Annotated in this window: 19 protein-coding genes; 11 read left to right on the top strand and 8 right to left on the bottom strand. The window is 61.1% G+C overall.

Annotated elements, in window-relative coordinates:
• Positions 1–10: 10 nt before the first annotated feature.
• Both ACXYL9_RS03345 and ACXYL9_RS03350 read right to left on the bottom strand, forming a co-directional pair.
• Positions 11–766 carry an ABC transporter ATP-binding protein gene (locus ACXYL9_RS03345; RefSeq protein ID WP_459038173.1) on the bottom strand — a complete coding sequence of 252 codons (756 nt, stop codon included), beginning with the start codon at positions 764–766 and terminating at the stop codon, positions 11–13.
• Entirely contained in the window at positions 763–1,896 is a 1,134-nt protein-coding gene (locus ACXYL9_RS03350; RefSeq protein WP_459038174.1) for an ABC transporter permease, read from the bottom strand. Before ACXYL9_RS03350 ends, ACXYL9_RS03345 begins: the two co-directional genes overlap by 4 nt.
• A 96-nt stretch (positions 1,897–1,992) precedes the next feature.
• Here ACXYL9_RS03350 and ACXYL9_RS03355 point away from each other — a divergent pair, with 96 nt between their 5' ends.
• The 3 genes from ACXYL9_RS03355 (at position 1,993) to ACXYL9_RS03365 (ending at position 5,025) form a co-directional block, all read left to right on the top strand.
• A complete protein-coding gene (locus tag ACXYL9_RS03355; RefSeq protein ID WP_459038175.1) occupies positions 1,993–2,634 on the top strand; it encodes a TetR/AcrR family transcriptional regulator in 642 nt (213 codons plus the stop codon).
• A gap of 131 nt (positions 2,635–2,765) precedes the next feature.
• A complete protein-coding gene (gene ftsH, locus ACXYL9_RS03360; protein WP_459038176.1) occupies positions 2,766–4,724 on the top strand; it encodes an ATP-dependent zinc metalloprotease FtsH in 1,959 nt (652 codons plus the stop codon).
• A 25-nt stretch (positions 4,725–4,749) separates the two neighbouring features.
• Positions 4,750–5,025, top strand: coding sequence for a hypothetical protein (locus ACXYL9_RS03365; RefSeq protein WP_459038177.1), 276 nt, complete (start codon positions 4,750–4,752; stop codon positions 5,023–5,025).
• A gap of 29 nt (positions 5,026–5,054) precedes the next feature.
• Here ACXYL9_RS03365 and ACXYL9_RS03370 read toward each other — a convergent pair whose 3' ends face one another.
• Complete coding sequence (locus tag ACXYL9_RS03370) at positions 5,055–6,128, bottom strand: DUF3667 domain-containing protein (RefSeq protein ID WP_459038178.1); 1,074 nt, start codon at positions 6,126–6,128, stop codon at positions 5,055–5,057.
• Positions 6,129–6,225: 97 nt separating this feature from the next.
• On the opposite strand from ACXYL9_RS03370, the gene ACXYL9_RS03375 reads away from it, so the two are divergent.
• Complete coding sequence (locus ACXYL9_RS03375; protein ID WP_459038179.1) at positions 6,226–7,041, top strand: sterol desaturase family protein; 816 nt, start codon at positions 6,226–6,228, stop codon at positions 7,039–7,041.
• Positions 7,042–7,110: 69 nt separating this feature from the next.
• Here ACXYL9_RS03375 and rpoZ read toward each other — a convergent pair whose 3' ends face one another.
• Complete coding sequence (gene rpoZ / locus ACXYL9_RS03380) at positions 7,111–7,455, bottom strand: DNA-directed RNA polymerase subunit omega (protein WP_459038180.1); 345 nt, start codon at positions 7,453–7,455, stop codon at positions 7,111–7,113.
• A gap of 132 nt (positions 7,456–7,587) precedes the next feature.
• On the opposite strand from rpoZ, the gene ACXYL9_RS03385 reads away from it, so the two are divergent.
• On the top strand, positions 7,588–8,760 hold the full coding sequence (locus tag ACXYL9_RS03385) for a phospholipase D-like domain-containing protein (protein WP_459038181.1): 1,173 nt from the start codon (positions 7,588–7,590) through the stop codon (positions 8,758–8,760).
• 15 nt (positions 8,761–8,775) lie between these two features.
• On the opposite strand, the gene ACXYL9_RS03390 is transcribed toward ACXYL9_RS03385, so the two are convergent.
• Positions 8,776–10,299 carry a replicative DNA helicase gene (locus ACXYL9_RS03390; protein ID WP_459038182.1) on the bottom strand — a complete coding sequence of 508 codons (1,524 nt, stop codon included), beginning with the start codon at positions 10,297–10,299 and terminating at the stop codon, positions 8,776–8,778.
• A gap of 130 nt (positions 10,300–10,429) precedes the next feature.
• Here ACXYL9_RS03390 and ACXYL9_RS03395 point away from each other — a divergent pair, with 130 nt between their 5' ends.
• From ACXYL9_RS03395 to cdd, 3 genes are read left to right on the top strand one after another with little or no spacing between them, the layout of a single operon-like run.
• Entirely contained in the window at positions 10,430–10,912 is a 483-nt protein-coding gene (locus tag ACXYL9_RS03395) for a UPF0262 family protein (RefSeq protein WP_459039847.1), read from the top strand.
• 9 nt (positions 10,913–10,921) lie between these two features.
• Positions 10,922–11,626, top strand: coding sequence for a glycoside hydrolase family 25 protein (locus ACXYL9_RS03400; RefSeq protein WP_459038183.1), 705 nt, complete (start codon positions 10,922–10,924; stop codon positions 11,624–11,626).
• On the top strand, positions 11,623–12,045 hold the full coding sequence (cdd, locus tag ACXYL9_RS03405; protein ID WP_459038184.1) for a cytidine deaminase: 423 nt from the start codon (positions 11,623–11,625) through the stop codon (positions 12,043–12,045). Before ACXYL9_RS03400 ends, cdd begins: the two co-directional genes overlap by 4 nt.
• Here cdd and ACXYL9_RS03410 read toward each other — a convergent pair.
• The 3 genes from ACXYL9_RS03410 to ACXYL9_RS03420 all read right to left on the bottom strand — a co-directional run bounded on the left by ACXYL9_RS03410 (position 12,042) and on the right by ACXYL9_RS03420 (position 14,861).
• Positions 12,042–13,016 carry an endonuclease/exonuclease/phosphatase family protein gene (locus ACXYL9_RS03410; RefSeq protein ID WP_459038185.1) on the bottom strand — a complete coding sequence of 325 codons (975 nt, stop codon included), beginning with the start codon at positions 13,014–13,016 and terminating at the stop codon, positions 12,042–12,044. The genes cdd and ACXYL9_RS03410 overlap by 4 nt on opposite strands.
• 112 nt (positions 13,017–13,128) lie before the next feature.
• Positions 13,129–14,259 (bottom strand): M14 family metallopeptidase, encoded by a 1,131-nt coding sequence (locus tag ACXYL9_RS03415; RefSeq protein WP_459038186.1) that lies wholly within the window; start codon positions 14,257–14,259, stop codon positions 13,129–13,131.
• Entirely contained in the window at positions 14,256–14,861 is a 606-nt protein-coding gene (locus ACXYL9_RS03420) for a DUF4136 domain-containing protein (protein WP_459038187.1), read from the bottom strand. The genes ACXYL9_RS03415 and ACXYL9_RS03420 overlap by 4 nt, the downstream gene beginning before the upstream one ends.
• Positions 14,862–14,993: 132 nt before the next feature.
• Between ACXYL9_RS03420 and galE the strand changes: the two genes are divergently transcribed.
• The 3 genes from galE to ACXYL9_RS03435 all read left to right on the top strand — a co-directional run bounded on the left by galE (position 14,994) and on the right by ACXYL9_RS03435 (position 16,959).
• Positions 14,994–16,019, top strand: coding sequence for a UDP-glucose 4-epimerase GalE (gene galE, locus ACXYL9_RS03425; RefSeq protein WP_459038188.1), 1,026 nt, complete (start codon positions 14,994–14,996; stop codon positions 16,017–16,019).
• Positions 16,020–16,108: 89 nt separating this feature from the next.
• On the top strand, positions 16,109–16,234 hold the full coding sequence (gene ykgO / locus ACXYL9_RS03430; RefSeq protein WP_050599643.1) for a type B 50S ribosomal protein L36: 126 nt from the start codon (positions 16,109–16,111) through the stop codon (positions 16,232–16,234).
• 104 nt (positions 16,235–16,338) lie between these two features.
• Complete coding sequence (locus tag ACXYL9_RS03435) at positions 16,339–16,959, top strand: HAD family hydrolase (RefSeq protein ID WP_459038189.1); 621 nt, start codon at positions 16,339–16,341, stop codon at positions 16,957–16,959.
• Positions 16,960–17,007 lie beyond the last annotated feature (48 nt).

A 17,007-nucleotide genomic window follows, 5' to 3' on the forward strand; every position in this document is an offset into this window, starting at 1 on the left:
ACGATGGGTCCTAGTGGCCGTCGGGCATCTCGGTGCCGTCATGGGTTATGTAACCATCCTCAAGCACGAGGATGCGGTCGGCGAGGTCGAATATGCGGTTATCGTGAGTAACGATGATGCAGGCCCTGTCGGGGGCCACCGCCACCTCTCGCAGCAGGTCCATCACGCGGCGCCCCGAACTGGCGTCTAGCGCCGCAGTGGGCTCGTCGCACACCACCAGTCGTGGTTCGTGCACCAACGCCCGGGCGATCGCGACACGCTGTTGTTGGCCGCCGGAAAGCTGGCTTGGCAATTTGTCGGCCTGGTCGAGGATATTGAGCTTGGCCATCAGCTCTTTCGCCCGCTCGCGCGCTTCCTCTCGCTTCATTCCCTGGGCAATGAGGGGCACGGCGGCATTGGCGGCAGCATCGATCGACGGGATCAGGTTGTACTGCTGGAAAATGAAACCGATATTGCGCAGGCGAAAGTCGACCAGCTCTGAATCGGAGAGCGCGTAGATATCGGTATCGAAGACCGTTACATCGCCCAGCGTCGGCCACAGGATGCCGCACATGATCGAGATCAGCGTCGTCTTGCCCGACCCGCTTTCGCCCACCACGAAGGTCATCTCGCCAGCGCGAATATCCGCATCGATACCGTGGAGCACGGTAATGGTCTGCTGGCCTGACTTGAAATCGCGGGTTACTCCGCGGGTGCGGATGGCGACGGTGCCGCCGTTGTCGAGCGTGGCGTCGAGACTTTGGAGTGGTGCCTGCTGCGCGCTCATCGGAAGACTGCCGCCGGTTCGGTTTTGAGAACATTGCGCAGGGCCAGCCACCCGGTCAGCGCCAGGATCAGGAACACCGCGACAAGACTCAGCAGTGGTATCTGCCACGGGATGTAAAATCCCTTGAAAGTCGGATCACCGGCAAAGACCAGGATGAACGCCACCGTGCCCAGGACGCCGAGGCCATAGCCGATCAGCCCCACCAGGCCCGCTTGCACCGCGACCATGCGGGCGATCTTGCCATTGGTCACTCCGATGGCCTTCAATGCGCCGAATTGCCTTATGTTGTCGCGAATGAAGAGACTGAAGGTAAGTCCGACGATCGCCACTCCGACTACGAAACCAAGAAACACGGTAATGCCAAAATTGAACGGAATGCCGGTATTCTCGATGATGAACTGCACCCCGTCGCGGGCAAATTCGTCGCGGGTCCGCGCCTTGAGACCGGTTTGCCTTTCGATCCGCTCGGACAGTGTCTTGGCATCAATCCCATCACTCGCGCCAACCAGCACGAAGGATAACCGGTTGCGGGTTCCCGGCACGTAGCGGAGCGCCTGACTGTATTTGGTATAGAGCACCACCGTGCTGGTAAAGCTGGGGATCGCGTCGGCCACACCGCGGATGACTGCGCGCTGGTCGTTTAGCTCCAGCCGCTCGCCGATCGGGCTGGCATCAGGGAACATGCGCGTAGTTCCGACATCGTCGATAATGACGCTGTCGGGCTGCGCGAGAACATCGGCATTGCCTTGGAGCATGCGTTTGGGGAGGCCGATCAGGGTCGCATCGTCGACCCCGATAATGGCGACACCTTCGAGGTCGCCGTCCTTGGTGCGGACCGATGCCTGCGCACGCAGATGCGGCACTGCCCACTCCACCCCCTGTACGGCGCGAACCCGGTCGAGCGCTGTCGAGGGCATGGCATAGGCGATGTCGGTAGTGCGGCTGACAGGATCCATCACCCAGACTTCGGCCTCGGCCACGTTGTAAGTGCCGCTGGCCCCGCGTTCGAGCAGGTTGACGAAGATCACCAATTGCTGGGTTATCAGCAGGGTCGAAAAGGCGATGCCGAACACCAGTCCATAGAACTTCTGCTTGTCACCGGTCAGCATGCGAATGGCGATCCAGAGCATGTGCCTGATCAATCCTTTGTCGGCGACGGGCTTGTCGAATCGAGCGCCAGGGGTCATTAGTGAACGGTATCGTTTAATTGAACGGAGCCGTTCACCTTGTCAACACAGCTTGAACCGCGGATCGGGCGCCCGACAGACTTGGCGAAGCGCACGGCGATCCTGTCGGCGGCCGCGCAGAGTTTCTTCAATGACGGCTATGCCGCCACTTCAATCGAGCAAATTGCGGCCGCAGCCGGCGTTTCAAAAGTAACAATCTACAATCATTTCAATGATAAAAGGGGGTTGTTCGCCGCCGCTGTCGAGCGCGAGTGCGAGAAGCTTCGTGGGGCCTTCAATCTCGAAGATTTCTCTCAGGGTAGTTTGCGGCAAAGGCTGACGGCTATCGGCGAAGCTGTGACCGGCTTCCTTGCGCGTCCGGAAATGGTTCAGTTCGAACGAAGAATTGCCGCTGAGACCGAGCATGAGCCGAGCATTGGCGAAGCCTTTCTCGAGGCCGGCCCACACCGCGTCAAAGCCGCTTTCGCTCAATTGCTGCGCGCCATGCACGAGGCAGGTGAGGTCGAAATCACAGACGCCGATCTGGCCGCCGAACAATTCGCTTCGATGTGCAAGGGCATGGGCGATCTCGACCGGCGGTTTGGCCGCCCGAGGGACGAGGCGCGCGACCGCGAGCGCATTGCCGGTGCAGTCGAGGTCTTTTGTGCCGCCTATGCGCGGTCCTCGCGGCAATCCTCCTAGAGAACCGCCCCGCGGCATTCGGACCTGCGAACCACTCGGTTCATAGAATGCCGCTCATGCGGACCATAGGCTAACTTGCCATTCACCCTGCCGTGCCTACATTGTCAGGGTAGGAAAGGACCTCCACCGCGATGAGTGACCAGAACAACCCGCAGGGCCCCGAACAGGGTGGCCCCAATCCGTGGATCAAGAGCCTGATGATGTGGGGGGGGATTTTCCTCGCCCTGCTGCTGGTCGTGTCCATGTTCGGCGGCGCCGGGCAGACTTCGGGCACGCAGATCAGCTATTCGGACTTTCGCGAGCAGGTCGCTGCAGGCGCGATAAAGCAGGTCCAGATTTCGCCTGAGGAAATTCGCGGGACCACAGCCGACAACGAGCCGTTCAGTACGGTCCGGGTCGAAGGCGATGATGGCCTGACCAAGCTTCTTGATGACAATGGCGTCGAATATTCGGGGGAGCCAGCCGAGCAGATGAACATCCTCTGGGTCATCCTGATCCAGTCGCTTCCCTTCATCCTGATCCTCAGCATCGCCTTCTTCGCCCTGCGTCAGGTGCAGAAGGGCGGCGGTGCTGGTGGAGCAATGGGTTTCGGCAAGTCGAAGGCCAAGATGCTTACGGAGAAGCAGGGTAAGGTTACTTTCGCCGATGTTGCCGGTATCGACGAAGCGCGCGAGGAACTCGAGGAGATTGTCGAGTTCCTGAAAGATCCGCAGCGCTTCTCCAAGCTCGGCGGCCAGATCCCCAAGGGCGCGCTGCTGGTCGGCTCGCCGGGTACCGGTAAAACACTGCTCGCACGTGCCATCGCGGGCGAAGCAGGCGTGCCATTCTTCACCATTTCGGGTTCGGACTTCGTCGAGATGTTCGTCGGCGTCGGCGCAAGCCGGGTGCGCGACATGTTCGAACAGGCTAAGAAGAACGCGCCTTGCATCGTTTTTATCGACGAGATCGACGCGGTTGGCCGCAGCCGTGGCCACGGCCTTGGCAATTCGAACGACGAGCGCGAACAGACGCTCAACCAGCTGCTGGTCGAGATGGACGGTTTCGAGGCTAACGAGGGCATCATCATCGTTGCGGCGACCAACCGGCCCGACGTGCTCGATCCGGCACTGCTGCGGCCGGGCCGTTTCGACCGCCAGGTGGTCGTGCCCATTCCCGATATCGACGGGCGCGAAAAGATCCTTGAAGTGCATATGAAAAAGGTTCCGCTGGCGCCCGACGTCAACAGCCGCACGATCGCGCGCGGTACGCCCGGCTTCTCGGGCGCGGACCTCGCCAATCTCGTCAACGAAGCGGCATTGCTGGCTGCCCGCCGCAACAAGCGCCTCGTGGCAATGCAGGAATTCGAGGATGCCAAGGACAAGGTCATGATGGGGTCCGAGCGACGCTCCATGGTTATGACCGAGGACGAGAAAAAGATGACCGCCTATCACGAGGCAGGACACGCGCTTGTGAGCATCAATGAGCCGGCATCCGACCCGATCCACAAGGCGACGATCATTCCCCGTGGTCGTGCGCTGGGGATGGTGATGCGCCTGCCCGAGCGTGACAATTACTCATACCACCGCGACAAGATGCACGCGAACCTTGCCGTCGCCATGGGCGGCCGCGTGGCCGAGGAAATCATTTTCGGACATGACAAGGTCTCGAGCGGTGCAAGCGGCGATATCCAGTACGCCACTGACCTTGCCCGCAACATGGTCACCAAGTGGGGCATGTCGGACAAGCTGGGCCCGTTGCAATACGAGCAGAGCCAGGAAGGCTATCTTGGCATGGGCCAGACCGCCCGCACAATGGGCGGGGCGGAAACCAACAAGCTGATCGATGCCGAGATCAAGGCCCTGGTCGAAAACGGTCTCGACCGCGCCCGCGAAGTCCTGACCAGCCAGGAAGACAAGCTTCACTTGCTGGCGCAGGCAATGCTGGAATACGAGACGCTGACAGGCGACGAGATCAACCAGTTGCTCAAGGATGGCAAGCTTGACCGGCCAGATGAGTCGAAGGGTAAGCCTATCGTCAAGCCGATTACCGGCGCGGCAGTCCCCAAGTCCGGCAAGAAATTTGGCGGCGGGCCAGCCCCTCAGGGTGCCTGAACCACACAAGCACAAGGTTAATGCCATGCGTTCCCAACTAACCGCCATGCTGGCCGCTCCGGTGCTCTTGCTCGCCAGTGCATGCTCGCAGGAGACAGAGGATAATGCGCAGCAGGCGGCCGAATATGCCGCCGAAGACGCCAAGGCCAATGCCGAGGTTATCGAAAACGAAGTTCGCGAAGGTGCGATCGTGGCTGCCGACAAGGTCAGCGAAGGTGCGCAGAAACTGGGCGAGGAACTGCGCAGCGACGAGCGGACGGATGCCGATCAGGGCGACGGACAACTCGACGGAACCGACTGAAGGGGCCGTAGCGGGTTATCGCGTATTCGCTAGAACGCGCCGAGCAACAGCAGCAGTTGCAGGAACAGCACGATGACGACGTTGATGAACACGATCAGCGCCGCCAATCGCCAGATAGCCGAGAAACGGCGCAACTCGTAGGTTCTTCGCAATTGCTTGTAGATGTGGATTGGTGGGATGATCGATCCTGCCACCAGCAGGGCCGGAAGCGGAACTCCGAGAATGCCGAGCATCGACAGCGCGATGAACAGCAGTGACATGAAGGCCAGCGAATAGGTCACGAAGATCGCGTGATCGTAGGCCCTGAATTGCCGCCGCCAGACGAACAGCAACCAGACGAACGGGATCGACAGCGGGATCAGCAACCAGCTGAATTTGTAGCTGTTGGCCTGAAGCTTGTAGAGCATGAGACTGGGGTTATCGCGCCATTTTTTCAGGATACCCTCGTCGAGAAATTCGATGCCGGTGACATTGAGTTCCATCGAGTCCACGCCATCACCGCCGATTATTGCGCTGCTTGCGGTTTCGAGTTGCTCGATTTCCTTGTCGAGCTCGTCCAGGTCAGACTCGATTCCTACCCGCTCAGTTGAGGCGGCAGGCATGGCGACAAGTTGCTCGGCCAATGCGCTGCGCTGAGATACCGCATTCTCGTGGGCAGACTTGAGGTTCGCTTGCAGCGTTTCGCGCGAACCGAAATCGGTCGGCGTGGAGATGCCCAGAGCTTGGAAAATTGCGAACATCGCGAAAACCGAGAACAGGAACATCGCCATCGGGCTGACGAAACGGGCGCGCTTGCCGTCTATGTATTCGCGGGTCAGCTGTCCGGGGCGCAATGCCAGCAGCGGCAAGGTTCGCCACAACTTGCCGTCGAGGTGCAAGACGCCGTGAACGATGTCGTGCAGAATTGCGCCTATCGTACGGTGGACATGTCCCTTCTGCCCGCACACATGGCAGTACGGTCCAGCCAATTGTGCCGAACAGTTGCGACAGTGATGGGGGCGGTCGTCCCTGGTTGGCAATGGCTCGCCGCGCTTGCGCCGAAAGACACGTGCGAACAATCCGCCTTCGCTGACCGTGCCCAAGGCTTCGCCAAAATCGCTCATCCACCCACCTCCGCGTCGGCACAGGTATAAGCGGTGCCTGCCAAGGTGCAAACAGCCGGGCTTGAAAGAGCAGGTGGGATGGACGATCTCGGTAGCAATGCAAATCCTCGGGATCGATGCCCCGATCGTGTTCTTCGCGATCACTGCCGCCACCTTCCTGCTGTTCGCGGGGCTGGAGATGGTGGTCCCGTTTCGCCGGCTGTCGCAGCCTCGCCCGCAGCGCTGGATCACCAATCTTGCGCTGTTCGTGATTGATACGCTGGCACTGCGGTTGCTGGTTCCGCTGGCGCTGGTCGGCATGGCAGTGCTGGCCGACGCGCGAAACTGGGGGCTGCTCAACCAGTTCGACTTGCCACTTTGGCTCGGCTGCGCTGTCACGATACTGGCGCTCGACCTGGCGCTGTGGTTCCAACATTGGGCTACGCATCGCGTGCCCGTCCTGTGGCGACTGCACCGGGTGCATCATGTCGATCGCGATTTCGACGTTACCACCGGAGCCCGCTTTCACCCGTTCGAGATTATTCTTTCGATGGGCTACAAGCTCGCGGTCGTGGCGGCGCTTGGGCCACCGGCGCTCGGGGTTTTCCTGTTCGAAGTAGCCTTCACCGTGGCGACCTTATTCACCCACTCGAACACGCACCTGCCCGGCTGGCTCGATCGACCAGTGCGCGCGCTGATCGTGACGCCGGACATGCACCGGATCCACCACTCGGCGCGGATGGACGAGACCAACAGTAATTACAGCACGTTTCTATCGTTCTGGGACCGCTTGTTCGGCACCTATGTAGATGAGGCGAAGGACGGCCAGCGCGGGCTTACCATCGGTCTATCTCAGTGGCAGGACGACCGACCCCGCAGGCTCGGCTGGAGCCTGTGGTTGCCCTTCCTTCCTCCCGCCGGCGAGAGAGATTAGCGGGGGGCGCAGGACACAAAAAAGCCGCCCTCGATGAGGGCGGCTTTTTGTTTTCAGCCACAACCGTGATCAGCCGTCGAAATCGGCCCCGATCGAGGTCGAGCGGGTCGGTGCCGAGGCAGTGATCCGCAGTGCTTCGGCCGATTGGCTGAGCGAGCCGACTTCGTCGAACTCGTCTTCATCGTCGGGCAGGATCTTCTGCAGGTTGGTGACAACCGCTTCTTGCAGTTCCTTCGGCTTGACGGTCTGCTCTGCGATTTCGCGCAGGGCGACGACCGGGTTCTTGTCCCGGTCACGGTCGATGGTCAGGTCTGCGCCGCCCGATATGTCACGCGCCCTCTGGGCCGCGAGCAGGACGAGATCAAAACGATTGGGAACCTTGTCGACACAATCTTCGACAGTAACGCGCGCCATATGGGGCACTCCGCAGCAAAAGTGATTTCGGGATTGAGCGCGAAATAGGCCGGGGACGGGAACGAGTCAAGGTTCTGATCGCTGGAAAGGCACGCGCTTGCAGGCTGGCCGGCATCGCGGCAAGGGAGAACCATGGAAACATCGCAGCCATCCCCGGGCTTCTCGTACCCCGATCCCTTCTACGCTGATGCACTAGGGCATAAGTTCTGCTTCATGCCCGACGGGGTGCACCGTTTCGATGCACTGCTGGAGATGATCCAAGAGGCGAAGCAGTCGCTGCACATGTTCTACTACATGTTTCAGGACGATCCGGCCGGCAATCCCGTGCGCGATGCCTTGATTGCCGCTGCCGGGCGGGGAGTAGAGATCTCGCTGATCGTCGATCGCTTCGGCAGCGATGCATCGGAGGAGTTTTTCCAGCCGTTGGTCGATGCCGGGGCCCGCTTCAGTTTCTTCAACGCCAAGGTTTCTCGCCGCTATCTGGTCCGTAACCACCAGAAGATGACGATTGCGGACCGTCAGACCGCCTTGCTCGGCGGGTTCAACATCTCCGAGCATTACTTCAACCCGCCAGCCGAAAACGGATGGTGTGATATGGGCGTGAAGGTTGCGGGCCCTTTGGTCGACGACCTGCTCGACTGGTTCGCCCAGCTGGAAAACTGGGCCGGAAACGAGCGCGCGCAGCTTCGCGCCATACGTCAGATGGTCGCTAACTGGGATCCGGGCGAGGGGCCTGTGAGATTGCTGGTGGGTGGACCGACGCGTAGCCCAAACAACTGGTCCCGGACGGTCAAACGCGATCTTGCCAAAGGTAGCCGGCTCGATCTCATCATGGCGTATTTTTCGCCGCCTCGCGCCTTCCGGCGCCACATACGCCGCCTTGCCCGAAGGGGCCATGCGCGCCTGATCATGGCGGCAAAGTCGGACAATAGTGCGACCGTGGCGGCTGCGCGCGCAACTTATCGCGCCTTGCTCCACGCGGGAGCGGAGATTTACGAATTCCAGCCCTGCAAGCTGCACATGAAATTGTTGGTCATCGATGATGCCGTCTATTTCGGCAGCGCTAATTTCGACCATCGATCAATCCGGCTCAACCTCGAGTTGATGGTCCGGGTGGAAGATGCCGGCCTTGCCAAGCAGGTGCGTTCATTCATCGACGAACTGTCGGAAGCGAGCCTTCCGATCAGTCCTGAACTGCATCGCGGCCGACACGGCATGTTGCGCAAGATCAAGGGGTGGATCGGCTGGTTTCTCGTCACAACCGTCGACTACACAGTGAGCCGCCGCCTCAATATTGGCGGTTGATGCCCGGCGAGAACCTTACTCCTCGTAACCCCAGTCTGTGTAATCCTTGAGGTTGGGCGAAGTGAACTTGGTGATCTCGCTCTGGAAGTGGAGCGGGACATTGCCGGTCGAACCATGACGCTGCTTCGAGATAATTAGCGTCGCCTTGTTCTTGAGCTCGAGATAGCGGTCTTCCCATTCGCGGTACTTGATCTCGTCGGATTCAGACGAGCTCCCGGTGGGCGGGTCGGGTCGGATCGCCTCGTGGTAATAGTCTGCGCGGTAGATAAACCAGACCATATCCGCGTCCTGCTCGATCGAGCCCGATTCACGCAGGTCGGACAGCATCGGCCGCTTGTCGTCGCGCTGCTCGACCGCGCGGCTGAGCTGCGACAGCGCGATAACCGGCACTTCAAGCTCTTTCGCCAGCGTCTTGAGGCCGCGGCTGATTTCCGAAATCTCGTTTACGCGGTTGTCGTTGGCACGGCCCGATCCTTGCAGCAATTGCAGATAGTCGACCACGATCAGGCCGATATCGTGTCGGCGCTTGAGCCGGCGCGCGCGCGCTCGCAGGCCGGCGATAGTCAGTGCAGGGGTGTCGTCGATATAGAGCGGCAGGTCTGACAAGTTCTGGCTCGCCATGGCAAGCTTCTGGAAATCATCACGGCTCATCCGGCCGCTGCGCAGGCTCTCGGAGGAAATCTCGGCTTGCTCGGCCAGGATACGCGTGGCCAGCTGGTCGGCGCTCATTTCAAGGCTGAAGAAAGCCACCGGCGCGCCGTAGTTGAACTCGCCCCCGTCGCGCTGCCACTTGAGGTGCTCCTCGGCGCAGTTGAAGGCGATATTGGTCGCCAGCGAGGTCTTGCCCATACCCGGACGTCCGGCGAGGATGATGAGATCGGAATCGTGCAGGCCGCTGGTCTTCTGGTCGATCACCTCCAGCCCGGTGGTCTTGCCCGATAGGCCGCCGCCAGAATTCATGGCTGCTTCGACCATTCGGATCGCGGTCATGGCGGCGCCCTTGAAATCCTTGGCCTCGCTGCCGCTGCTGGCCCCTTCGGCCACCTTGTAGAGCGAGGATTCGGCAGCTTCGATCTGGCGCATCGGCTCGACTTCGTCGCTGGTATCGAGCGCGCCCTCGACCAGCGTGCGGCCCACCGTCACCAGTTCGCGCAGCAGCGCCAGGTCATAAATCTGCTGGGACAGGTCGCGCGCAGCCAACAGGCCTTGTCCGTCTGCGGTCAGCCGCGCGAGATAGGTCGAGCCTCCCAGCTCCTTCAATTCCTCATCACCGTCGAAATAGGGCTTGAGCGTAACCGGGCTCGCTGTCGCATTGCGATCGATCAGGGTCAGAACGCGTTCGTAAATACGTTGGTGGATCGAGGCGAAGAAATGCTCGGACCGAATCGCTACCGGCAGATCCTCGACCACCCGGTTGTCGATCAGCACAGCACCCAGAAACGCCGCTTCTGCCTCGACATTGGCCGGAAGCGAGCGGGTTTTGGCGGCGTTTTCGGTGTCCCGATTTTCGCTGCGCTGGAGGAGATCGGTATCGGACATGGCGGCTGTTTGCGGTGTCGGCTCGGTGCGCGCAAGGGGCAGGACACATTCATTGCATGTGGATACTGGGGACGAGTTCGCAAGCGGCTTGCCGGAAGGGCGGGAAATCTGCGAAAGCATCACCCATCCGATGGCCCAGCACACAATCTCTCATATCGAACTCGACGAAGACACGATCCTGTGGCGCAACGCCGATATCGAGCAGGAACGGCGGGTGGCGATCTATGATCTGATCGAGGAGAATACCTTCAGGCCAGTGCGCGCCAGCGAAGCAGGGGCGACCGGGCCCTACCGGCTAAAGCTTTCGGTACAAGACGGCAGGCTTGCCCTCGATATTCGCAATGGGGATGACGAGCCGCTCGAACTGCTGGTATTGGGACTTGCCCGGTTTCGCCGCCCAATTCGCGAATATTTCGCTATTTGCGACAGTTATTACCAGGCCATCCGCAAGGCGACTCCGAGCGAGATCGAAACCATCGATATGGCGCGACGCGGGGTACACAACCATGCCGCCGAACTGCTGATTGAGCGGCTGGAGGGCAAGGTGGAAACAGATTTCGCCACCGCAAGACGGCTGTTCACTCTCATCTGCGTCCTCCATATCAAGAGCTAGGGTGGATTGATGGGGCGCAGAAAATCGACTTCGACGAGATGGTGGCTCCGCGGGCTGGCAGCTGCGGTGCTGGTGTTGGCCGGATTGCTGTTCTGGGGCTGGTGGGAAATCCAGCACTGGCGGCCATCGGAAGAAATCTATCCCGATCAGGGAGCGCTGGTCACCCAGCATCACGGCACCGTCAATTTCCGGACCGTCGCAGCAATCGGCGGGTCATTTGCTTATCTGGAAGCGAGCAGCGGCGCGGCTGCGCATGACGAACGGTTCGGACGCAATCTCGCCCGCGCTCGTGAAGCCGGGCTCAAGGCCGGCGCTGTCCACCGATATGATCCGTGCGAGAAGGCCGGCCCGCAATCAGCCAACTTTGTCACCATGGTTCCGCGCAGCAATGAAATGCTGCCACCAGTGATCGCGCTGGGTCCTACCGCCGAGATTTGCGAGGAAAGGGTCAGCGATGCGGCGGTGGAAAGCGAGTTGATGACCTTCATCAACCAGGTCGAGATGCATACCGGCAAGCCGGTCATCCTCAAGGTGGAGCCGCAATTCGAGGCATCCTACTCCATATCAGGCATGCTCGAGCGCCAGCTCTGGCTCAATCGCACAAGGTTCGAGCCAGCCTATGCGCAGCGTCCCTGGTTGTTATGGAGCGTCAACGAGGCGCTGGTGAGCGAGGCAAGCGAGGAGCCGCTGGAATGGGTGGTGGTAAGACCATGACCGAAACTGACGAACAGTTGGTAGCCGCCGCGCGCGAGGCTGCCGAGCGGTCCTACTCTCCCTATTCGGGCTATGCCGTGGGCGCCGCGCTGCGGTTTGCTGATGGCAGTGTGGTGACCGGCACCAATATCGAAAATGCCAGTTATGGGCTGGCCTTGTGCGCCGAAACAGTAGCGGTCGGGCGGGCGATGGCTGAGGGGCGGCGTGGCGGTCTCGAGGCAGTTGCGGTGATTGGACCGGGTGACAAGGGCGGCGGTGCGCCGATAACGCCTTGCGGTCGCTGCCGGCAGGTCCTCAACGAACTGGCGCAACTGGGCGGCACCGATCCGGAAATCTTGTGCGTCGGTAACGATAGGGTCGAGCGGGTGCGGCTGAGTGTCCTCTTACCCCACGCTTTCGGCCCGGCAGCGCTGGACTAGCGTTCTTCCTCTGAAACCAGACACAGCTGCGCACGCAGCGGCAGGTGGTCCGCGCCGACATGTTCCAACACGGTAAAGTCACGCACGGCGACCCCGTTGCGTACGAGGATATGGTCGAGCGGCCATCCCAGCCACGCCCAGTCGGCGTGGAATGTCGGCATGGTGCCACGTCCGACACGTGGGTCCTGGAACTCGCCCCGCTCGCGCAAGGCTGTCATGGTGTGCGACCATGGCACGTCGTTGAAATCGCCCATTAGCACGACATCCTTGGACAGCTTGCTGGTGGCATTGTCAGTGCGCAGGATCGCCTTGTCGCGCTCGTTGGTGTCCTGGTTGGGTCCCGGCGGACGGGGGTGGAGGCCGACGAAATCGAACGGCGTACCGCGCTTTCCGCGCATCGAAGCATACAGCGTCGGGGTCAGCACCCCTGCTTCGGACGAGATCGCTGCACGGTCCACCGGCAGGCGGGTGGCGAAGATCAGGCCGTAAGTGTTGTCGAGCGGCTCATCGACCCGCGTTTCGTAGCGAGCCAGTTGCGGCTCGAGCGCATCGGCCCATGCCTGGTCCGGCTCGAGCAGCAACAGGATGTCGGGATCCTCGCGGTCGATTAGCTGCGCGGTGCGAGCGTAATCGCGATTGTCCATGTAGACGTTGAGCGAGAGCGCGGTGAAGCAGTCGGCCCCCTCGTTTTCATCGAGCGCGATCTGGTTGGGGGCGATGGCGATAAAGGGCCACAGGGTGGCGATGTTGACTACCGCTGCAGCGAAGAAGCCACCCACGCTCCACCACGCGACCTTGCGATCAAACAGGGCAGCGGCAATCGCCAGCGCCACGCAGAGGTAGAGTGCTGGCTCGTGCACCATGTCGAGCGCGCGAATCCAGCCATTGTTTGACGGAATTTGCGAGATCAGGCTGGCCGCGAGCAATAGGATTGCCAGCACCAAAAATGCATAGCTGCCTACTGTTTTCATTTGCGACATTGCCATCCCCCCTCGTAGCCCGCGCCAGATGTCAGCGAGCTGTTGAGGCTAAAGCGATTGGGGGCGGCCGCAGTTCCCGCAGCATCGCCCCCGATGCGTCGGCTTACCTGTCGAGCCACTCCAGCAAAGCTGCCATGCAGTCGCTGCCCAATTGCTTGCAACGTTCGGGCGACCACTCCTGTTCGGGATCCGCACAGGCATCGTGGTCCTTGTAAGGCATCTCCAGCGTCATCGCGACAGCGCCGAAGCGATGCGCGATCTGGGTTGTCGCCATCGACAAGTTGGCCTTGCCGGGAGGCGCCTTGTCATAGCCAAGCTTGGTCTGGAAATCGGGCGTTCGCCGATCGAGCGTCTGTTCGAAGCTGGTGAAGCCCTCGTAATGCTCGTCGGTGAGGCCGGGTATGCCTTCATAGCCGGCCAGGAACACCGCCGGGATCGCTTCGTCGCCGTGAATATCCATGGCGAAATGCACCCCGGTTTGATCCATCCGGTTCCGGATCGCGAGCACTTCGGGCGATTTTTCGGGAGTCGGCTCGGCCCATTCGCGGTTGAGATTGCTGCCCACAGCGTTGGTGCGCAAATGGCCACGGCGCGAGCCGTCGGGATTGCAATTGGGCACGACGTGAAAAGTGCATCGTTCGCGCAGCGCCCGCGCGACCGAATTGGATAGGTCGGTCATGGTTTCAAGCATGCCTTCCATCCACCATTCGGCCTGGCTTTCACCGGGATGCTGGCGGGCGATCAGCCACACGGTCGTGTCGCCGGTGCCGAAGGTCAAATAGTCGATCGGCTGACCGTCGAGGGTTTCGCCCAGCCTTTCATAGGTCACGCCTTCCGACGCGGCGCACTCTGCTACCAGGTCGTGATGGCGCTCCATCGAATAGGGGGCGAAATAAGCGAACCAGGCGATATCGCTGGCCGGCGTATAGCGAATCGTCAGCGTGCCATCGTCGTCCAGTTGCTCGAACTCGCTGGCGGCGCGGACCCAATATTCGCGATCTTCCGAAACGCAGGCGTTATAGCCTGGCCAGCCAGCGGGATAGGCACTGGTGTTGAGGCCGGTAATCTTGAGCACCAGCTCGCGGCCGGCTGCACCGCTGACGCGGAAATGGAACCATTGCGCGAACTCGGACTGGTGGTCCGCCTTGATGGCGAGCTTCGCCGAGGCCCCGTCGGTTGCGAGAACCTTGATGTTGCCGCTGTCGAAACTGGAATCGATAGTGATTGTGTTCATTCGTTTATCCGGACCTCGAAGGTCTCTCCATTGCTACCCGGGAAAGAGCGGAACAGCGCATCGGCCATCACGCTCGCATTTTGTGCGCTGTCGGTCATGATCGATCCTGCGGGGGCATCGAAAATGGCTCTACCTTCCCACAGCGTCTTGTCGCTCGCCTTGTCGACGATACGTACCTCGAGCCGGGTCGAAAGCTGCTGCTTGCGGCCTCCGCCCAGATTGATGCCGATGCCAACGCCGGCCCCGCTGCCATAGCTGCCGACCGACCCGCCGCCACCGACTGATACCGGGCTGCGGTCCGCACCGACAACTGCCTGATCGATCCGCACCTGCGCCACCTGGCCGGCTTCTGCCAGCCCGGTTTCGCGATAGCCCAGCGAAGTGAGCTCGCGTGCGACCGCGGCCTGATAGGGCAGGAGCGCTTGCGTATCGGAGTCTTCAGTTTGAGCGGCGGTGACGAAGATCGTGCCGCTGCCGAGCAGGCCCTGGCGATCTTCGGCCACGAACCGGGTGACTTCCACCGGCCCGGCAGGCGTGGTGCAGGCACCGAGCGCCAGGCTGCCGGACAGCGCCAAGGCGAGTGCAAAACCTGATCGCGTCATGGTTAATCTCCTTGTTCCGGCAGCTTGCTAGCCTGAATGGCCGGGATCGGCCAGCACGGGCGCGCCCTTAATGTGGTGATAGTGACGATCCTATTAACTACTCGCTTGCGAGGTGATGATATGGCCTTGGCAATGAGTCAAAATGCAGACATTTCCGTTCTCGTCACCGGCGGTGCGGGTTATATCGGTAGCCATGCGGTGCTCGCCTTGCGCGATGCCGGCCGCAAGGTGGCGGTCATCGATAATCTCACCACCGGATTTCGCTTCGCGTTACCGGACGATGTGCCGTTCTACGAAGGCGATATCGAGGATGCGGATCTGCTGGCGCGTATCTTTACCGAACAGAAAATTGGCGCGATCATGCATTTTGCCGGGTCGATCGTGGTGCCGGAGTCGGTCGAGCGACCGCTGGACTATTATCACAACAACACGGTCAAGAGCCGGGCGCTGATCGCTGCGGCTGTCGCTGGCGGGGTTCGGCACTTCATTTTCAGTTCGACGGCGGCGACCTACGGCGTTCCCGAAACTTCGCCGGTGACCGAGGATACACCCAGGCAGCCGATCAATCCCTATGGATGGTCGAAACTGATGACCGAGCAAATGCTCGCCGATACGGCTGCGGCGCACGATCTGAACTTCTGTGCCTTGCGCTATTTCAACGTTGCGGGGGCTGATCCTCAAGCTCGCACAGGCCAGTCTACCGCTGGCGCGACGCATCTGATCAAGGTCGCGGTCGAAGCTGCGCTGGGCAAGCGAGAGAGTGTCGCGGTGTTCGGCACCGATTACGATACGCCCGATGGGACCGGGGTGCGCGATTATATCCATGTCTCCGATCTTGCCTCGGCGCATGTCCACGCGCTCGGTGCGTTGATCGCGCAGCCAGACCGGTCGCTGACAATGAATTGCGGTTATGGCCGTGGTTTCTCTGTCATGGAGGTGCTCGACGCGGTCGACCGGGTGACCGGTACGACCATCAAGCGGGAACTGGCGCCGCGCCGCGCAGGCGACCCGGCCGCGCTGGTGTCGGACCCCTCGCGGATTCGGGCAACCCTGCCGTGGGAGCCGCGTCATGCCGATCTCGACACCATTATTGAACATGCGCTGCAATGGGAGCGCGAACTGACGCGGATACGCGCCGGACGAGGCGCGCAAGCTTGACGGGGCGCGAATCTGCCCTTAAGCGCCCACCTTGTAATTCCGGCATCGGAGACCAACTCCGATGCCTGTTTGTTTTCAGGACGAGACCAATGAAAATTCGCAACAGCCTCAAGTCGCTGAAGGGCCGCCATCGCGATTGCCGCGTGATCCGTCGTCGTGGCCGCACCTATGTGATCAACAAGACCAATCGTCGCTTCAAGGCGCGCCAGGGTTAATCACCCTATTGGCGGGGGCGGCGTAGCCGTTCCCTGATCGGTGTCTCGGCCCGCTCTCCAAACCGGAGGGCGGGCCGGAGCCGTTTTGCGACAGGAGAAGGCGTGTGAACCAGCCCGTTGCGAGCGTCGATGCAGTGGTATTCGATGTCGGCCGCGTGATCGCGCAATGGGATCTGCGCCACCTGCTGGCCAAGTGTATCGACGATTCGGCGGAGCTTGAGTGGGTCGCCGATCATGTCGTCACCGAACGCTGGCACTTTCAGCACGATGCCGGCCGGCCGCTGGCGGAAATGATCCCCGAGCGCAAGGCGCTGTTCCCGCGCTACGCCGACGCGATCGATCACTATGCCACGCATTTCAACGATTCGATCCCCGGGCCGGTGCCCGGCACGGCTGCGCTGATTGAACGACTCGTCCAAAACGATGTACCGCTGTTTGCAATCACCAATTTCGGGGCCGATTTCTGGCAGCAGTTTCGCCCGACCTTCCCGATCCTTGACCACATGCGCGAGATCGTCGTGTCGGGCGTTGAGCGGGTGGCGAAACCCGATGCGCGCATTTTTCATCTGGCCGCCAAGCGGTTTGGTCATTCTCCTGAAGCGATGCTGTTCATCGACGACAATCCGGCCAATGTCGAAGCTGCTGCCGCGCTCGGCTGGCAAGTTCATCACTTCATCGATGCGCCCACGCTCGAGGCCGATCTGGCGCGGCGCGGCCTGGTCTGAACAAAAAAGGCCTCCAGCGGGGGGGTGCTGGAGGCCTTGGGAGTGACC

This window comes from Qipengyuania sp. CAU 1752 (assembly GCF_054482615.1).